Annotated in this window: 15 protein-coding genes; 10 read left to right on the top strand and 5 right to left on the bottom strand. The window is 46.0% G+C overall.

Translation table 11 applies throughout. The features are described from left to right. Positions 1-6: 6 nt before the first annotated feature. The 6 genes from ACKI5J_RS05425 to ACKI5J_RS05400 all read left to right on the top strand — a co-directional run bounded on the left by ACKI5J_RS05425 (position 7) and on the right by ACKI5J_RS05400 (position 10,425). Positions 7-1,533, top strand: a complete 1,527-nt coding sequence (locus ACKI5J_RS05425; protein WP_407427297.1) for a glycoside hydrolase family 10 protein — start codon at positions 7-9, stop codon at positions 1,531-1,533. Between the two features lies 1 nt (position 1,534). After that, complete coding sequence (locus ACKI5J_RS05420; RefSeq protein WP_407427295.1) at positions 1,535-3,394, top strand: PQQ-binding-like beta-propeller repeat protein; 1,860 nt, start codon at positions 1,535-1,537, stop codon at positions 3,392-3,394. 25 nt (positions 3,395-3,419) lie between these two features. Beyond that, entirely contained in the window at positions 3,420-5,147 is a 1,728-nt protein-coding gene (locus ACKI5J_RS05415; RefSeq protein WP_407427293.1) for a glycoside hydrolase family 3 protein, read from the top strand. Between the two features lie 104 nt (positions 5,148-5,251). Beyond that, positions 5,252-6,058, top strand: a complete 807-nt coding sequence (gene murQ, locus ACKI5J_RS05410; protein ID WP_407427291.1) for an N-acetylmuramic acid 6-phosphate etherase — start codon at positions 5,252-5,254, stop codon at positions 6,056-6,058. A gap of 22 nt (positions 6,059-6,080) precedes the next feature. Then, positions 6,081-7,571 carry a sodium:solute symporter gene (locus ACKI5J_RS05405; RefSeq protein ID WP_407427289.1) on the top strand — a complete coding sequence of 497 codons (1,491 nt, stop codon included), beginning with the start codon at positions 6,081-6,083 and terminating at the stop codon, positions 7,569-7,571. Between the two features lie 31 nt (positions 7,572-7,602). Beyond that, a complete protein-coding gene (locus ACKI5J_RS05400) occupies positions 7,603-10,425 on the top strand; it encodes an FAD-binding and (Fe-S)-binding domain-containing protein (RefSeq protein ID WP_407427287.1) in 2,823 nt (940 codons plus the stop codon). Between the two features lie 30 nt (positions 10,426-10,455). Here the strand turns inward: ACKI5J_RS05400 and ACKI5J_RS05395 are convergent, their stop codons facing one another. Beyond that, the gene (locus ACKI5J_RS05395) at positions 10,456-11,199 is read right to left on the bottom strand and encodes a DeoR/GlpR family DNA-binding transcription regulator (RefSeq protein ID WP_407427285.1); all 744 of its coding nucleotides are present in this window, start codon (positions 11,197-11,199) and stop codon (positions 10,456-10,458) included. A 139-nt stretch (positions 11,200-11,338) separates the two neighbouring features. On the opposite strand from ACKI5J_RS05395, the gene ACKI5J_RS05390 reads away from it, so the two are divergent. The 3 genes from ACKI5J_RS05390 to ACKI5J_RS05380 all read left to right on the top strand — a co-directional run bounded on the left by ACKI5J_RS05390 (position 11,339) and on the right by ACKI5J_RS05380 (position 14,434). Beyond that, positions 11,339-11,746: a c-type cytochrome gene (locus ACKI5J_RS05390; protein WP_407427283.1), complete on the top strand. Its 408-nt coding sequence runs from the start codon at positions 11,339-11,341 to the stop codon at positions 11,744-11,746. Further along, complete coding sequence (locus ACKI5J_RS05385; protein WP_407427281.1) at positions 11,747-12,148, top strand: hypothetical protein; 402 nt, start codon at positions 11,747-11,749, stop codon at positions 12,146-12,148. A gap of 78 nt (positions 12,149-12,226) precedes the next feature. Further along, entirely contained in the window at positions 12,227-14,434 is a 2,208-nt protein-coding gene (locus ACKI5J_RS05380) for a S46 family peptidase (RefSeq protein ID WP_407427279.1), read from the top strand. A 68-nt stretch (positions 14,435-14,502) separates the two neighbouring features. On the opposite strand, the gene ACKI5J_RS05375 is transcribed toward ACKI5J_RS05380, so the two are convergent. From ACKI5J_RS05375 to ACKI5J_RS05365, 3 genes are read right to left on the bottom strand one after another with little or no spacing between them, the layout of a single operon-like run. Beyond that, on the bottom strand, positions 14,503-14,877 hold the full coding sequence (locus ACKI5J_RS05375) for a hypothetical protein (protein WP_407427277.1): 375 nt from the start codon (positions 14,875-14,877) through the stop codon (positions 14,503-14,505). A 3-nt stretch (positions 14,878-14,880) separates the two neighbouring features. Further along, positions 14,881-15,384 carry a YdeI/OmpD-associated family protein gene (locus ACKI5J_RS05370; RefSeq protein ID WP_407427275.1) on the bottom strand — a complete coding sequence of 168 codons (504 nt, stop codon included), beginning with the start codon at positions 15,382-15,384 and terminating at the stop codon, positions 14,881-14,883. After that, positions 15,365-16,543: an AIR synthase related protein gene (locus tag ACKI5J_RS05365; RefSeq protein WP_407427440.1), complete on the bottom strand. Its 1,179-nt coding sequence runs from the start codon at positions 16,541-16,543 to the stop codon at positions 15,365-15,367. Before ACKI5J_RS05365 ends, ACKI5J_RS05370 begins: the two co-directional genes overlap by 20 nt. A gap of 147 nt (positions 16,544-16,690) precedes the next feature. On the opposite strand from ACKI5J_RS05365, the gene ACKI5J_RS05360 reads away from it, so the two are divergent. Beyond that, entirely contained in the window at positions 16,691-17,062 is a 372-nt protein-coding gene (locus tag ACKI5J_RS05360; RefSeq protein WP_407427273.1) for a family 43 glycosylhydrolase, read from the top strand. Positions 17,063-17,118: 56 nt separating this feature from the next. On the opposite strand, the gene ACKI5J_RS05355 is transcribed toward ACKI5J_RS05360, so the two are convergent. Then, a partial coding sequence (locus tag ACKI5J_RS05355) for a hypothetical protein (protein ID WP_407427271.1) occupies positions 17,119-17,354 on the bottom strand: 236 nt, incomplete at its 5' end.

Below are 17,354 nucleotides of genomic sequence, written 5' to 3'. Positions count from 1 at the left end.
AGAACTATGATTAAAAGTTTTACCTGCCTGCTTCTTTCCTTCCTCTTTATTAGCCATACGGCGCAAAGTCAGAACACAAGCCCCAAGCGAGAGTTCAGGGGCGTATGGGTGGCCACGGTTCAGAATATCGACTGGCCCTCAAAGAAAGGGCTCAACTCCAACAGCCAAAAGCAAGAGCTTACCCAAATATTTGATGAGCATCAAAAGTCGGGTATGAACGCCATCATGTTCCAGATCCGTCCTTCCGCTGACGCACTTTACGCAAAGAGTTCCGAAGAATGGAGTATGTTCCTATCCGGAAAGCAGGGAGTAGCTCCATCTCCATTATATGACCCGCTTGAGTTTGCCATACAGGAAGCGCATTTGCGAGGGATGGAACTGCATGCCTGGTTCAACCCTTACCGTGCTACCAACGATCTTGTCGATGCCAATATCAGCCAGCGGCACATCACCCGTACCAAACCGGAGTGGTTTTTTACTTATGCCGGTAAGAAATATTTTAATCCGGGGATCCCTGAGGTAAGGCAATATATCGTAGCCATCATCATGAATGTTGTTCGTAATTACGACATCGACGGAGTTCATTTCGATGATTACTTTTATCCTTATCCGGGAAAAGATGCCCTTCCCGACAGCTTAGCCTATGCCGCCTACGGAAGCAATAAGTTTGCCTCGATCGAAGACTGGCGACGCAATAACGTTGATATGCTGATCAAGGAATTAAACGACAGCATACACGCGGAAAAGAAACATGTCAAGTTTGGTATCAGTCCTTTCGGAATCTGGAGAAACAAGAAAGATGACGCTTTTGGTTCAGAGACAAACGGACTTTCAGGATATAGTGCCTTATATGCGGATGCCCGTAAATGGCTTTCCGAAGGTTGGATTGACTATATTAATCCGCAGGTTTATTTCCCTTTTAAATACCCCGCAGCAGCTTATGAGAAGCTGGTGGACTGGTGGAGCGATAACGCTTTTGGAAAACATGTCTACATTGGTCAGGGTGTATACAGGGCTGCCGAACAGCGTGATGGGTGGAAGCAAAAAAATCAGCTTCCTGAACAGGTACGTTACCTTAGAAAAAATCCAAGGGTTCAGGGAAGTGTGTATTTCAGCTCCAAGTCTTTAACAAATAATCTGGCAGGCTTCCAGGACTCTCTTCGTCAAGATCTTTACCGTTCAAAAGCACTGATTCCGACGATGATATGGCTTGATGCTATACCGCCGCAGTCCCCGTTGAAACTTGCCGCGAAGCGGTCTAAAGGAAGCAACGAACTTACCTGGGAAAGCCCTCTCCCTGTCCGCGATAACGAGCCTGCTTATGGTTATGTCGTTTACCGGTTTGGGCAAGGCGAAACGATAGATATTAATAATCCTGACAAGATTCTCCATATCAGTTTTGATAGCTCCAAACGGTCTTTTGTAGACACCGACACCAGGAAAAGAGCCAGATATACTTACGTAGTCACAACGCTTGACAGGCTTAAGAATGAAAGTCTTCCTTCAAACAATATTAAGGTTAAATCAAAATAAAATGAGATACATCAGACCCTTCACATTCGTGCTTGCACTACTTTGTTTCAACACTTTGCTGCATGGGCAGTCTGTGCGGTTCGCTTTTGTAACTGATACACATGTTGGCGGTTCTACTGGTGCAGAAGACCTTCGACGCACTGTTAAGGACATCAATGCAGATAGCTCACTGGAGTTCGTTGTGGTAACAGGAGATATCACGGAGTTTGGCTCAGATCTTGAATTGGCTCTGGCACGTCAGATTCTGGACAGCCTCAACAAGCCATGGCATGTGATAGGAGGGAACCATGATTCCAATTGGTCTGAAAGTGGTGCGAATAGCTTCCGTAAAGTGTTCGGGTCTGAAACTTTTGCTTTTGTTCACAGCGGATACCAATTCGCTGCAACAAGCTCAGGGCCAAATATGCGAATGAGTCCCGGACAAGTGCCCCGGGAAAACCTGGTCTGGTTAGACTCCGTATTAAACACGATGAAAGACCCGGGGATGCCCCTGATCTACATTAATCACTATCCTCAGGATTCATCATTAAACAATTGGTACGACGCTCTGGACAAAGTAAAGAAAAGAAATGTTCAGCTGATGCTATGCGGACACGGACACCAGAATCGTCTTTATAACTTTGAGGGGATTCCTCAGGTAATGGGGCGTTCCAATCTAAGGGCTAAAGACAGCATCGGAGGGTACAATATCGTAACCATCAAAGATCGTGTGGCTACATTTGAAGAGCGTAAACCTGTGATCGAAACGCAGAGTAAATGGTTGGAAGTTCCAATGGTCAATTATCATTTTTCGTCTTCCACGCAGCAATATCCGCGCCCTTCTTATGCAGTAAATGCAAAGTTTCCCGGGGTGAAGAAAGTATGGGAATTTCAGGACCAAAGTGACATCGGCAGCGGCATGGCGATTGGCGAAGGACGTGTTGTAGCGGCTAATACCAATGGAAATCTTTACGCCCTCGATCTGAAGACGGGAAAAAAGAAGTGGTCTTTCCATACAAATGGTAAGATCTACTCCACACCAGCCGTTTCCGGCAACTATGTTGTAGTAGGCTCTTCAGATAATAATATTTACTGTGTGTCCATTGCCGACGGGAAGCTTGTGTGGAAATATGAAGCGGAAAAGGCCGTGTTGGGCTCGCCGGTAATTGAGAATAACATAGCCTATATCGGTAGTTCTGACGGTCATTTCAGAGCGCTGGATCTTCAATCAGGCAAGCTTGTATGGGACTTTGCTGATGTAAAAGGATTCGTAGTGACCCGCCCGCTTATCTACCAGGATAAAATCTTCTTTGGGTGCTGGGGACATGATTTTTACGCCCTTGACAAGAAGACGGGAACACTGGTATGGAAGTGGAACAATGGAAATGCAAACAGGATGTTCTCGCCTGCAGCCTGTTACCCGGTAGCATCAAACGGCAGGGTTTTTATTGTCGCACCTGATCGCTTTATGACAGCTTTCGATGCAGCAACAGGCAAAGTCATCTGGAGACAACAGATGAAAGAAGGGCGCGTTCGCGAATCGATGGGGCTTTCCCAAGACGGTAAGCTGGTTTATGTAAAGACAATGGACGGCCAGCTGTTTGGTGTTTCCACGAAAGCTGACTCTTTAGAAATTGGCTTGACTACACAGTTGAAGCTGCCCTATGAGCTAAGCCCATCTGAAATTGTCGAAAATAAAAGTTTGATCTATGTACCAAGTAATTCGGGTCTGGCTACAGCCATAGACAGAAAGAGCGGTCGTGTGGTCTGGCAATATAAAAGCTCCAATGCGCTGGTGAACCCCATGTTGCCGTTTGGTAAAAGGTCGGTTCTTATGAGCACAATGGACGGAAAAATAGTATGTCTTGACTACCAGAATTAGAAAAGACAGCGTAATACAAACAACAATGAAGAAAATTTTACTTATTGCGTTTCTGTTCTCCTCGACAGGAACGTTTGCACAACGCTTTTTAGAAGCTACCGCCGGGTCAACACACTGGGCAGACAGCACATTGAAAAAATTATCAAAAAAGCAGAAGATAGCCCAACTGATGGTTATCCGTACATCTACAACCAGCCCGTCCGGGGTCACTTTTTTTGAGAAGGATGTCTTGAAGTACATTCGCAAATACAATATAGGATCCATCTGCCTGTTCCAGGGAACGTCGATTCAGCAAGCCATGCTCATCAACAAGCTGCAGGCAAAAGCAAAGACGCCGCTAATGGTATGTGTTGATGGCGAAACAGGTCTGGGAATGCGTTTTTCAGACGTTGTTCCTTTTCCGGATCAACTAACCATCGGCGCTGTTCAGCATCCGTCTATCGCCTACAACGTGGGCGAAACTATAGCCGCTCAATGTAAGCGGATCGGTATACAGGTTGACTACGCGCCGGTTGTAGATATCAATAATAATCCGGCGAATCCGGTTATCAATTTCCGTTCATTCGGGGAGGATAAGTATAAAGTAGCATCATTCGGTAGCAGCATCATGAAAGGGATGCAGGACAATGGCATACTTGCCTGCGCAAAACATTTCCCGGGTCACGGAGATGTTTCTGTAGACTCTCATTATGATCTGCCCGTTATTAATAAATCTTTTGCGCAGCTTGATGAGCTTGAGCTCTACCCCTTTAAAACGATGATAAAAGACGGCATCGGGAGTGTTATGGTAGCACACCTGTATATTCCGGCTATTGACACGACGGCCAACCGGGCAACATCTTTATCGCCTGATAATGTCAGTAAATTACTCCGTCAGGACCTCGGTTTTAAAGGATTAACATTTACAGATGCGCTTGAAATGAAGGGTGTTTCCAAGTTTTTCCCCCAGGGAGAAGCCGCGGTGCAGTCGCTGATTGCAGGTAACGACATGCTTTGCCTGCCAGGAGATATAAAAGGCAGTATTCGCAAAGTCCGGAAAGCGATACGAAAGAAGGAATTAAGCTGGAAAGATATTGATGAGAAAGTCAACCGCGTACTTCTTGCAAAATACAACCTTGGACTTCATGAGGTGACAAAAATCGACACCCATTCACTTGCCAGTGATTTAAACGCACGTACCAACGGCCTCAAACAACAGGTCTATAAAAACGCCATAACGCTGCTGCGTAATGACAATTCTCAACTGCTTTCTAACCTGAAAGCAAAAAGAGTAGCATACATTGGGGTTGGTATCGATAAGGCCAACCAGTTTGCAGGCGAGCTGGGTAGCCGGTTAAAAGCAGATTTCTATTATCTGCCGTATTCCGCTAGCCAGGTTTCAGCAGACAGCCTGCTACAACTAATCGGCGATAAATACGACGCCGTGATACTGGGGGTACATAAATACAAAAAATATCCTGCCGGAAATTTTGGTGTAAACGAAGACGTCGTACGCTTTATCAACACATTAGGCAATAAAGAAAACGTATTTAGTTTTATATTCGGAAATCCTTATTTGATCAGCAATTTCTCCGAGACAAAAAACCTTGTTGCATGTTATGAGGATGATCCGCTGATGCACGATACGGCTATTGATTTTATAGAAGGCAGACTTATTCCCGGAGGGTCACTGCCAGTAACAGTGTCTCCCAAATACCTGTTTGGCTCAGGAATTAAGGCCAAACCGGTATCATTTACGTCGCAGGGCCGCTAACACGCTTAGGGCGCCAGTGCGTCCAGACCACGAAATTCCTGCTAGCACAGGAGATGAGTGCTTATATATTATAATTGAGAACAATACAGCAGTTTTAAAATACAATGGAAAGAATAACAGAGAAGGATTCAAATTATACCAACCTAGAGACGATGTCAGTGAAGGAGATCCTCGAAAATATCAATAGAGAGGATAAAACTGTACCAAATGCTGTTGAAAAGGTTATCCCTCAAATTGAAAAGCTGGCCGAAATAGTATCTGAAAAAATGAAGGCGGGTGGAAGAATGTTTTACATCGGGGCCGGCACCAGCGGCCGTCTTGGCGTACTGGATGCTTCTGAATGTCCGCCTACTTTTGGTGTTCCCTTTGACTGGATTGTGGGCATAATAGCTGGTGGTGACACCGCAATACGCAAAGCAGTCGAGTTTGCTGAAGATGATGTAAATCAGGCCTGGATTGATTTGAAGGAATATGATATTGACGAAGGCGATGTAGTGGTAGGAATAGCGGCTTCCGGAACAACACCTTATGTAATTGGCGGTTTAAAAAAAGCCAATGAAAATAATATTGTAACAGGCTGTATCGTGTGTAATACAGGGAGTCCTGTAGCTGCAGAAGCCAAGTACCCGATAGAAGTTGTTGTAGGTCCGGAATTTATTACCGGCTCCACACGTATGAAGTCGGGCACTGCCCAAAAGCTTGTGCTGAACATGTTGAGCACCTGTGTGATGATCCGACTGGGACGCGTTCAGGGCAATAAGATGGTCGATATGCAGCTTACTAACAAGAAGCTATACGAACGCGGTGTGAAGATTATCATGAACGAAACAGGTGCTCCCGAACCAGATGCTGCAGAACTGCTGCAGAAGTATGGCAGCGTACGTAAAGCTATAGAGGCCACAGCCAAGTAATCTCATTCTTTCAAAGTTCATTATGTCTCCAATAGTATTATTATCCTTTCTCATAGGGTACTTTGCTCTTTTGATTGTTGTATCTTACTTCACATCTAAGGGCTCGTCCGATAACTCTTCTTTCTTCATTGCAAACCGTAATTCCAAGTGGTATTTCGTTGCTTTTGGCATGATTGGTACAGCCCTGTCGGGGGTGACCTTCATCTCTGTTCCGGGTGCTGTTATTAACAGTAGTTTTGGTTACTTCCAGTTCGTTCTGGGCAATGCAGTAGGCTTCGTGCTGATTGCTACTGTTTTGTTGCCCTTATATTATCGAATCAACCTGATCTCCATCTATACCTATCTGGAGAACAGGCTTGGTCATTGGAGTTATAAGTCTGGTGCAATGATCTTTCTGATTTCCCGTACCATAGGCTCTGCTTTCAGGCTCTACCTGGTAGCCATTGTGCTTCAGAAATTTATATTTGATGCATGGAATGTCCCTTTCTGGGTAACCATTGCTATCTGTCTGGTTCTCATCTGGTCATATACATTTAAAGGAGGATTGAAAACGATCATCATCACCGATACCCTGCAAACCGTTTTCCTGCTTTCTTCCGTAATCTTATCGATATATTTCATATCAAAAAGCCTCAATCTTGATATCGCCGGAACGATTGAAACCGTTAAAAACAGCTCCTATTCGAAGATGTTCTTCTGGGAAGACTTTATCGGTAACAAGAACCACTTTATTAAGCAATTTTTGGGAGGTATATTTGTAACTATCGCAATGACAGGCCTTGACCAGGATTTGATGCAGAAGAATCTGAGCTGTAAGAACATCGGTGAGGCGCAGAAAAATATGCTTACGTTCACAGGTGTGTTCGTGCTCATGAACATCTTTTTCCTGAGCGTCGGGGCATTACTTTACAGCTATGCAGGAGCGAAAGGAATCGATGTAGCGGGCCTGGGCACTCCAGATCATGTATTTCCGGAGATTGCCTTAAACTACCTGGGGGTGCTCCCTGCTATTGTCTTCATGTTGGGTCTTACTGCCGCGACCTTTGCGACAACCGATTCAGCGTTGACAGCACTCACGACTTCTTTCTGTGTTGACTTCTTGAATTTTAATAAGAAAGACAATCATAATGATTCCAAACTAATCCGTACCCGTCATATGGTGCATGTGGTTTTCTCCGTTATTATGTTATTGGTGATCCTCGTTTTCAAGGCCATTAATGATGATTCGGTAGTCAACTCGATATTTAAAGCAGCCGGCTATACATACGGACCGCTGCTCGGATTATTTGCGTTCGGCATGATTTCAAAAAGAGCGGTTAAGGATAAGCTGGTTCCGTTTTTCTGTATCTTGTCTCCGGTAATCTCATTCCTGATCGACAAGTATTCACCGGCCCTGATAGGCTATTCTATCGGGTTTGAGCTCATCGTTATCAATGGTCTGATTACCTATTTGCTTCTTTTCATAACGAGCAGGCATCATACAGAAGAAGAAAGCAAGAGCGTAGTTTATTAATATTGCACTGGTTTAACTTGTACGACGTTTTATGAATATAGGAACGATGCTTGAGGCGGTCATACCGAAAGCAAGGATTAAGGCGAGGTTGATTGATGTGGTTTCTTATGCTTCAGATGCAGGGTTCTATTACCTGCAGCCAAAAGCAGTAGTCCAGCCCGTCTCAGAAGAGGAGGTGAAACGATTATTCCGTTTCTCACATGAGCATCGTATTCCCCTGACATTCCGTGCGGCAGGTACCAGCTTGTCCGGACAATCCATTACTGACGGGATTTTGGTAGATCTCAGTCAGTACTGGAGCCTGGTGCGGGTCGAAGAGGCAGGAGAATCCATAAGGGTTCAGCCGGGGGTAACTGGGGCGGTTGTCAACGCTCAATTGAAAAAGTATAAAAAGAAGATCGGACCAGATCCCGCCAGTATCAATTCGGCGATGATGGGAGGGATACTTTCCAACAACGCCAGTGGAATGTGTTGTGGCGTCAGTCGAAACTCTTACCACACCACGAAGTATATTCGTTTCCTATTACCCAACGGGTTAAGCTATTCAACCGAAAATAAAGAAGACTACAGCAGGTTTCGCCACGAGAGTCCGGCCATATACGACAAGCTCGTCGCCCTGCGTGAACAGATCCGGAGCAATCCGGAGATGTACGCGCGTATTCGCAGTAAATACAAGACCAAGAATACGGTAGGCTATTCCGTCAACTCTTTTATCGATCACGAAGAGCCGATGGATATCCTTGCACATCTCCTTATAGGAGCGGAGGGGACACTTGGATTTATTGCTGAGGCAGTAATGCAGACGGTGCCCGATTACCCTATGAAATCTACCGCTCTCATTTACTTCCCTGATATTTTTGCAGCCTGCAAGGCTATAGTGCCGCTTACAAACTCCGGCGCTGAAGCGGTCGAATTAATGGACCGCGCATCACTTCGGTCGGTGGAGCATATCCCTGGGGTACCCGATGTGTTGAAAACCCTGCCTGAAAGTGCAGCGGCCCTGTTGGTGGAGTATCAGGGAAATACTCAGCTCGAACTCGATGAAAAAAGCGAGCGCTTCCTTGCCGTAGCGCCAACGCTCTCTATGCTAAACGCGCCTGTGTTCACCACGAACCCCATGGAGCAGGCCTTCCTATGGAAAATCCGGAAAGGTATGTTCCCGGCAGTGGGAGCGGTGAGGGCTAGTGGAAGCACGGTTATCCTTGAAGATATCGCTTTCCCTGTAGCACAACTGGGCGAGGCCATCCTTGATTTGCATGGCTTATTTAAGGCCCACGGTTATTATCAGGCCATCATATTTGGACATGCGAAAGACGGCAATATCCATTTCGTAGTGACCCAGTCCTTCGAAACACCTTCAGAGATCGACCGGTACGATCGCTTTCTGAAGGATGTGGTTGAGCTTGTTGTAAATAAGTACGATGGCGCTTTGAAGGCGGAACACGGTACGGGCCGAAATATGGCTCCGTTTGTTAGTACGGAGTGGGGAAAGGAAATCTATGAAGTGATGAAATCACTCAAGAGCGTTATCGACCCGGAAAACCTGCTGAATCCGGGAGTCATTATTAATGCCGACAAGAACGCGCACATTCAGAACCTGAAGGAATTGCCAAAAGTAGAGGAAGAGGTCGACAAATGTATGGAGTGCGGCTTTTGCGAATACAAATGCCCGAGTCGTAACATTACCTTAACACCCCGCAGGCGTATTGTTGTGAGGCGTGAGCTGCTACGACTCAAGCGCCAGGGTAAAACACAAACCTATAAAGAGTTATTGAACGAATACCAGTACGACGGGCTGGAAACTTGTGCCGTAGACGGCCTGTGTGCCACGGCCTGTCCCGTCGACATCAATACAGGATCCCTCGTGAAGCGGCTCCGCAGAGAAAGCCATAGCGGTTTTGCCAATAACATGGCTATGATGGTGGCTAAAAATTTTCGCCCGGTAGCAGGTGCGGTGAAGCTAGCCCTTCAGGCAGGTAACGTGATGAATAAGATCCTCGGCCAAAATACGCTCGTAAAGACGACCGGTGCCATTAAAAAGGTGGTTCCCGTTATGCCTTTGTGGAGCAACCAGCTGCATGCCTCTGTTGACACGAAGGCCTTCGGCTCTACAAACGTCAAATCAGAGAAAACTGTCGCCATCTATTTTCCGACCTGCATCTCGCGCAATATGGGGGGATCAGCTGATAGAGAAGATAGTATTGTAGATGTATTCAGGAAAGTTTCTCAAAAGGCCGATGTCGGTTTCTGGATACCCGACGATATAGCGGGCGCCTGCTGCGGACAGCTATTCTCGTCAAAGGGGTTCAAAGATGCCTATAACTACACCGTTAATCAGACCATAGAAAAGCTTTGGAACTGGACCGATCAGGGAAAGTATCCGGTCGTGCTCGATATCACCTCTTGCACACATACGCTCCAGGGTTGCAGATCGGCGCTGAATCCCGACAATCAGCTCCGCTATGATGCGATGAAGATCATCGATAGTATTGATTATATCAGCGATTACCTGTTGCCAAAGCTGACCATCCGGCAAAAAAAGAATGCCATAGTGCTTCATCCGGTTTGCTCCTTGCAGCACATGGGGCTCGAAGCGAAATTTGTCAGCATCGCCCGTCAGATGGCCGAGGTGGTGGATGTGCCGCTTCATGCGGGATGCTGCGGAATGGCGGGCGACAGAGGCTTTCTCTTTCCGGAACTGACACGCTCAGCCACCATGCCGGAATCGCTGGAGGTGAAGCAGAAAGAATACGAAGGGTATTACTCTACATCCAAGACTTGCGAAATGGCCATGTCGGATGCTGTCGGCAAGAATTATAAATCCATAATTTACCTGCTGAATGATTGTATATAGAGGTTACGTAAATAAAGCTTGTTCAGATTCTTAAAGAACCTGAACAGCCTCCGCATAGCGTGTCAGCTGAGGATCCTTCGGGTCCAGATCTGTAATGAGGTAATTAACAGCATTCAGCCCGCAAATCTTCATCTTCTGAACTGACTCAAGCTTTTCGCCGATACTGATGATAGCCGTCTTCTGGGCCGACTTCAGCATAGCCTTCTTCACCTGTACCACCTCCCAATCAGATTCTGTTACCCCAGCGTCGTAAGAGAGGCCATTGGTGCCCATAATACAAAGGTCCACCTTGATATCTGCCAAAAGGTTAATCGTGAGAGCACCCGTATTGATATGAGAATTTTTAGAAAGTTGTCCGCCTATAAGGATCACTTCAACACCCGCACGCTCAGTTAATTCCAAACCAACCAGGGGGCTGACCGTAAATACCGTACACTCAATGTTATCCGGCACAGAGCGCGCCCATTCAATCATGGTAGTACCACCGCCGGCCAGCAGCACCATACCGTTTTGCAAAAGATTCATGGTTTTCTGCACAATGATCTTTTTAGCGTCTTTCGCGTAGACTTCATTCTGCTGAAAAGGATAGTGAAAGGATTTCGACAAAGCCCCACCGTAAACTTTCAGGATCTTGCCACTCTCGGCAAGTTCATTCAGGTCTCTTCGGATCGTATCTTCTGATACTGCCAGCTGAACGCTGAGGTCAGAGGATAGTACTTTATTGTGAAGGTTTATCTGTTTTATGATATAGGCTTGTCTTTCTTCTTTTAACATACGAATGGAAGTATTGAGTTCAAATATATAGAAAAACACAAGTTTTAAGCTGTTAATGTAACGGGAATATAGCAGATACGCTATTTTCTTCAACCATACGGGGCCAATGTTGTTCTTAAAGTCATAAACATGACAACATATGATTAAACTGGCTTATCTCATTCTCGCTTCCCTTATATTTGCTTCCTGTAACTCTTCATCCAGCCCTGAATCTAAAACAGTTACCGAAAAAAGAGACACCATACAATTCGCTAAAGGAAAAATGTTATTTGAACGGGAAGATTGCGCGGGATGCCATGCTGAAAATCAGACTATTATCGGTCCTTCATTCAGGCATCTGGCAGCTGAATATCCCGCAACGGAAGCCAATATTGCTCATTTAGCGCATATTATTCAAATTGGCGTGAAGCCCAACCAGGGTGTCTGGGGTGGCCGGGAGATGCCTCCCCACCCGAAGCTCAGCCGTGAAGAGGCAGAAGAAATCGTGAAATACATGCTATCCTTTCCAGCCGATCCGGATAAACCTTTTCTATACAACACCAAGTAGATGAACAAAAAACGCAATTATATATTAATACTGATCGTCATAGCAGGACTGCTTTACATGATGAAAGACGCTTTCTTCCAACCGGGCGTTGAGGAGTTGAAGGGCAATTTTAAGGAGCTCGGCTTTACACGTAATGAGAACAATACCGGACCCGTGGTACGTCTATACTCCGTTAGTCTGACAGATACGCTATGGAAAGAGATGGAAACCTACGGAAACTATATGCCCCATACCAAGTATGGCGTAACAAAGGTTTTCTTTTTTTTAAACGGGACTTCCTCCCCCTCAAACATATCATTGGATACGCAGAAACCCGCAGAAGAATATCAGGATAACTGCGTGGCGATGTATGAAAAAGACGCCAATAGCCAGGTGAGGCTCGTACGCTATCCGTTTCGTTGAGGTTTTAGCGCATAAACCTCTATAAACAGGCATAATCAAACAGCGCAAATGTTTAGTTTTGCAGCATAATTAACAAAAATGAGAAGGATACATTTTTTTATTACATCCTGCCTGCTGGTGGCCATGCTTTTCTGCTCGGTCGTCAAGGCAGACGAAGGGATGTGGGTGCCGATGCTCATCGGCAAGAACTATGAACAGATGAAGAAACAGGGATTCAAGCTTACTCCCGAAGATCTTTACAACGTCAACAAAGCCAGTTTGAAAGATGCGATCGTTTCCTTTGGCGGATTCTGCACCGGAGAGATCGTTTCTAAAAATGGACTGATCTTTACCAATCACCACTGTGGATACGATGCTATCGTGACGAAATCTACACCTCAGGACAACATTCTTGACAACGGATTTTGGGCGAAGCAGTATGCAGAAGAAAAGCCAATCGAAGGCTTATTCGTTAACTTCCTTGTACGCATGCAGGATGTGACCGAGCAGATCAATGCCGCAACCCAAGGCATCGCCGAAGACAAAAAGGAGGATGCTATCCAGGCAGCTGGGGTACGTATTGCTGCCGATGCTACGAAAGGAACACATTACGAAGGCTTTGTACGTGATTTCTATAAAGGAAACCAGTACTTCTTATACATCTTCGAGAAGTTCACTGACGTGCGTCTGGTAGGTACACCGCCACAGTCCATCGGTAAATTTGGTGGCGATACAGATAACTGGCAATGGCCAAGGCATACCGGAGACTTTTCCGTTTTCCGGGTGTATGCAGGAGCCGATAATAAGCCTGCTGAATATTCAGCAAACAACAAACCGTACACACCGAAAAAGTTCCTTCCAATCTCTATTAAAGAGTTGAAGAACGGCGACTTCTCTATGGTATATGGTTTCCCTGGCAGAACGGATCGTTTTCTTACATCAAGCGGAGTGAAGCTTGCTACAGAAAGAACATCTCCCACAATTGTTAAGCTTCGCGACATCCGTCTGAAAGCCTGGGACGAAGTAATGGAAAAAGATGTTGCTACCCGTCTGAAACTATCTTCTGTGCATGCAAGAATCGCCAACTACTGGAAGTACTTCATCGGGCAAACCGAGCAGTTAAAGCGTTTGAAAATTTATGAAAAGAAGGTAAAAGAAGAAGAAGAGTTTGCTGCATGGGCAGCCAATAAGCCCGAATATGCAAACCTGATCAAAGATTATCAGGAGATTTACGCAGCCTATGCACCTTTTGCTGTTCAGCGAACCTATATCAACGAGGGATTCTTTGCATCAAACTGGGTAAGACAGGCTATCCCTGCAAAATCGGCCTTAACACTGCTGGAGTCTAAAAAGGGCGATGCAGCAGCGTTGAAAGAAGCACAGGATAAGCTTAACGCCAGCATCGCAGAGTACGAAGAGACGTATAACGAGCAGGCAGATAAAAAGATTTTCGTTCAGATTCTTACAGCTTTCTATAACGATATTCCAAAGAACCAGCACCCTAAGTTTTATACCGTCATCGCACAGGATTACTGGCAGGGAACGCCTGAGGCAACATTCCAGAAATTTGCCAATGAGCTTTGGGAAAAATCGAACTTCATCCGTCCGGAAAGAATGAAAGCTTTCTGGAGCAACCCAAGCTTGAAAGGTATTGAGCAGGATCCAGGATACAAATATGCTGTCAACCTGATGCCTGCAGATTATATCCGCAACAACTTCGGTACAGCAATCTCCGATTTCGAAAACAAGAAAGCAGCCCTGGATAAAACCTACATGAAGGCCCTTCTGGAGAAGAACAAAGGAAAGCTGATGTATCCCGATGCAAACTCCACCATGCGCATCACCTACGGAAACGTTCAGAGCTACAACCCGAAGAACGGTATTACCTATGATATCACAACTACTATTGATGGTGTTATGGAGAAATACGTTCCCGGAGACGCGGAATTTGATTTGCCTCAAAACCTGATCGATGCGTACAACGCGAAGAACTATGGTCAGTACGCTGACGCGAACGGAGACCTGGTGGTGAACTTCATCAGTAACAACGATATCACAGGCGGTAACTCGGGTTCGCCGGTTATTAATGCTGAAGGAGAGTTGATCGGACTGGCATTCGACGGAAACTGGGAGGCTATGTCGGGCGACATCGCATTTGATAAAGAGTACAAACGTACGATCAGTGTAGATTCCCGTTATGTGCTATGGTGCATTGACATCCTTGGAGGTGCCAAGAACATCATCGCAGAATTGGATATCCGCAAGGATCCCGTGATAAAAACTACAAAGAAAGCGAAAAAGAAATAGCGCTTAAGACCCAAAAAGGCGTCTGTCCCCATTCGGATAGACGCCTTTTTTATGCGCTAAATCTTCAATCAAATATCATCAGGTTCCCGTTCCGGAAAAAACTCACCGGTTAACGTAATCATTCCATTCTCGAAGTCGGCCTCGAAGTCGATCTGCATCTTCGCCTTGTCACTCAGATCCAGATCTGCACACGCGTTATATAATCCCAGGATGTAGCGTGCTGTAAAAGAACCTCTTCCTTCGTTATCCACCGTCATGGAGCTGGTGTCCAGCTCGAGATGGTCAACGCTTCCCCGCTCACGAAAATGATAGCCCATCAGCAGATCTTCTACATGCTTGATCTCATTCTCAAAAGTTTGTGCCAAAATAGCTTTCTTATCAGCACCGTCCTGTATCGCCTCAATAGCCTGAGGCGACATCGCAAATTTGGTTGTTTCCTGCATAGCTCAGTCGTTTTGTTTCGATCCATGGAGCGAGCCCGTCTTTACCTTTTCGGCAATTTCCAGACTTCGCTTGATGCGGGTGTCGACAGTTTTAGCAGAACGGATGTAATAGATTAGCCCACGTTTTCGCCCGGGAAGAAGTTTTTCAAACTCAAAGCTGAAGTGATCGTCCTGAGTCAGCACCTCCAGCAGCTCCTCCGGAAGCTGCAATCCGTCATGCACATCACTGCGCACCCTTACGTTGAAAGCAACATGCGGAGCCAGTTTATGTTTTTTTATCAGTTGTTTACTGGAGATGATGACGTATCCACCCTGACGTGGATTCAATGCACAGGGGAATTCCTCAGCTCCGTTGATCGAACATAAGATTCGCACGGCGCCTTTGCCTTCCCTGAAAACAAGGCAGACATCTTCCGGCACCACAATGACATAGTGGTGCATTGGTCCTGCTGCCTCGTGCAGGAAGCCTGTAAATTCTGCTGTTTTGTTAGTGATAGATGAATTCACCAAATTCCGATTTGATCGTTACCTGTTTCTTGTCGGCAGCCTCCACGCGGCCAACAACCTGTGCATCGATATGGAAGCTTTGAGAAATAGCAATAATATCATCGGCAACCTCCTGCGGGACATAGATCTCCATACGGTGACCCATGTTGAAAACCTTGTACATTTCCTCCCAGCTCGTGCCAGACTCTTCCTTGATCAGCTTAAAGAGCGGTGGAAGAGAGAATAAATTATCTTTTATAACATGCAGGTTCTCGATAAAGTGCAGGACTTTCGTTTGTGCACCACCGCTGCAATGTACCATTCCGTGGATCTTAGAACGGTGACTTTCCAAAATCTTTTTAATGACCGGTGCATAGGTACGAGTAGGAGAGAGTACCAGTTTACCTGCGGTCATGGTTTTACCGGGACCTATTTCAATTTCGTCGGTCAGTTTTTTGCTTCCCGAAAACACCAGTTCATAAGGCACCGAAGGATCATAACTTTCGGGGTAAGCGACAGCAACCGACTTACTAAACACATCATGACGTGCTGAAGTCAGTCCATTTGATCCCATGCCCCCGTTATATTCCGTCTCGTAAGTCGCCTGACCCGACGAAGAGAGTCCCACAATCACATCGCCCGGCTGAATAGTATGATTGGAGATGACATCAGAGCGCTTCATGCGGCAGGTTACCGTAGAATCCACGATCAGCGTACGCACCACATCGCCCACGTCAGCCGTTTCGCCGCCTGTGGAGTAAATACCAATGCCCATCTCACGCAGCTCAGCCAGGATATCCTCTGTTCCGTTAATCAGAGCAGCGATAACCTCGCCCGGAACCAGGTTTTTATTTCGTCCGATAGTAGAAGAAAGCAGGATCTGATCTATGGCGCCAACACATAGCAAATCGTCAATGTTCATGATGATGGCGTCCTGGGCAATACCTTTCCAAACAGATAAATCGCCTGTTTCCTTCCAGTACACATAGGCCAGGGAAGATTTGGTACCGGCACCATCCGCGTGCATAATATTGCACCACTCCTCATCACCACCCAGGATATCCGGGATGATCTTACAGAAAGCCTGCGGATATAAACCTTTATCAATGTTTTTTATGGCATTGTGTACGTCTTCTTTTCCAGCAGACACGCCTCGTTGGTTGTATTTAAGATCTGACATCAGGGGCAAAGATAGTGATGATGCAGACATTTACAGACATAAAAATCGGCCGTTTTTAAGGTAATTCACCGAACCTTTATATCTTTAGGTAGCCCATTTGAACCTTTAAGCCCAAACCATGATTGTAACGGGGATACGCCCGCTTCTTTGTTCCATGATCTTGCTGCAAAGCTCTGCCTATGCACAAACCCAAGCAAAAAACAAGAGGGAGCGTTTGCTTATGGATTTCGACTGGCGTTTCTCGGCGATACCCCATACGGGCCGTTTAATGGAGGTAACGACAATCCTGTTCTGAGTACTACACCCGATAGTACAACCTACGGACCCGGACACCACACCGTGTTCCGTGAAGGTCAACAAGATTATATCCTTTACCACCGCCTGACGCCAAATAAAGAAAAGGCTGTGCTTCGGCAATTATGTATTGACTCCCTGAACTATATTCCAGACGGAAGTATCAAAAAGATCATTCCGAAAGGTGTACGCCCTTTCATAAAGGCTAATGTCGCCCGGAAATAGAAAGAGGGGCTGTGTCATGACATAAATGATCACTACGCATTCCGGAAAGAGATCATTTAGGATGTAGAAGAAAACGATACACGCTTTCCTACAGGGAAATCTGCTCGATCCCTGTTGTCTGCCGTTCGTTGCTTCGTCGCTTTTACCAGCATTTTTGTTGTTGCCGCCATTTTCGTGGTGAGCTTCTCTTTCCGTTGTTTCCAGTCCCTTAGCAGCCTGTTGCCTTCATAACACATTATACTAAAGGACGCTGCCCGTGTTTGCTGTTCTTCGTTAAGTTCCATATTCACCG

This window comes from Arcticibacter sp., assembly GCF_045629565.1.
GTDB lineage: Bacteria > Bacteroidota > Bacteroidia > Sphingobacteriales > Sphingobacteriaceae > Arcticibacter.
This window is presented reverse-complemented; position numbering and strand designations above follow the sequence as displayed.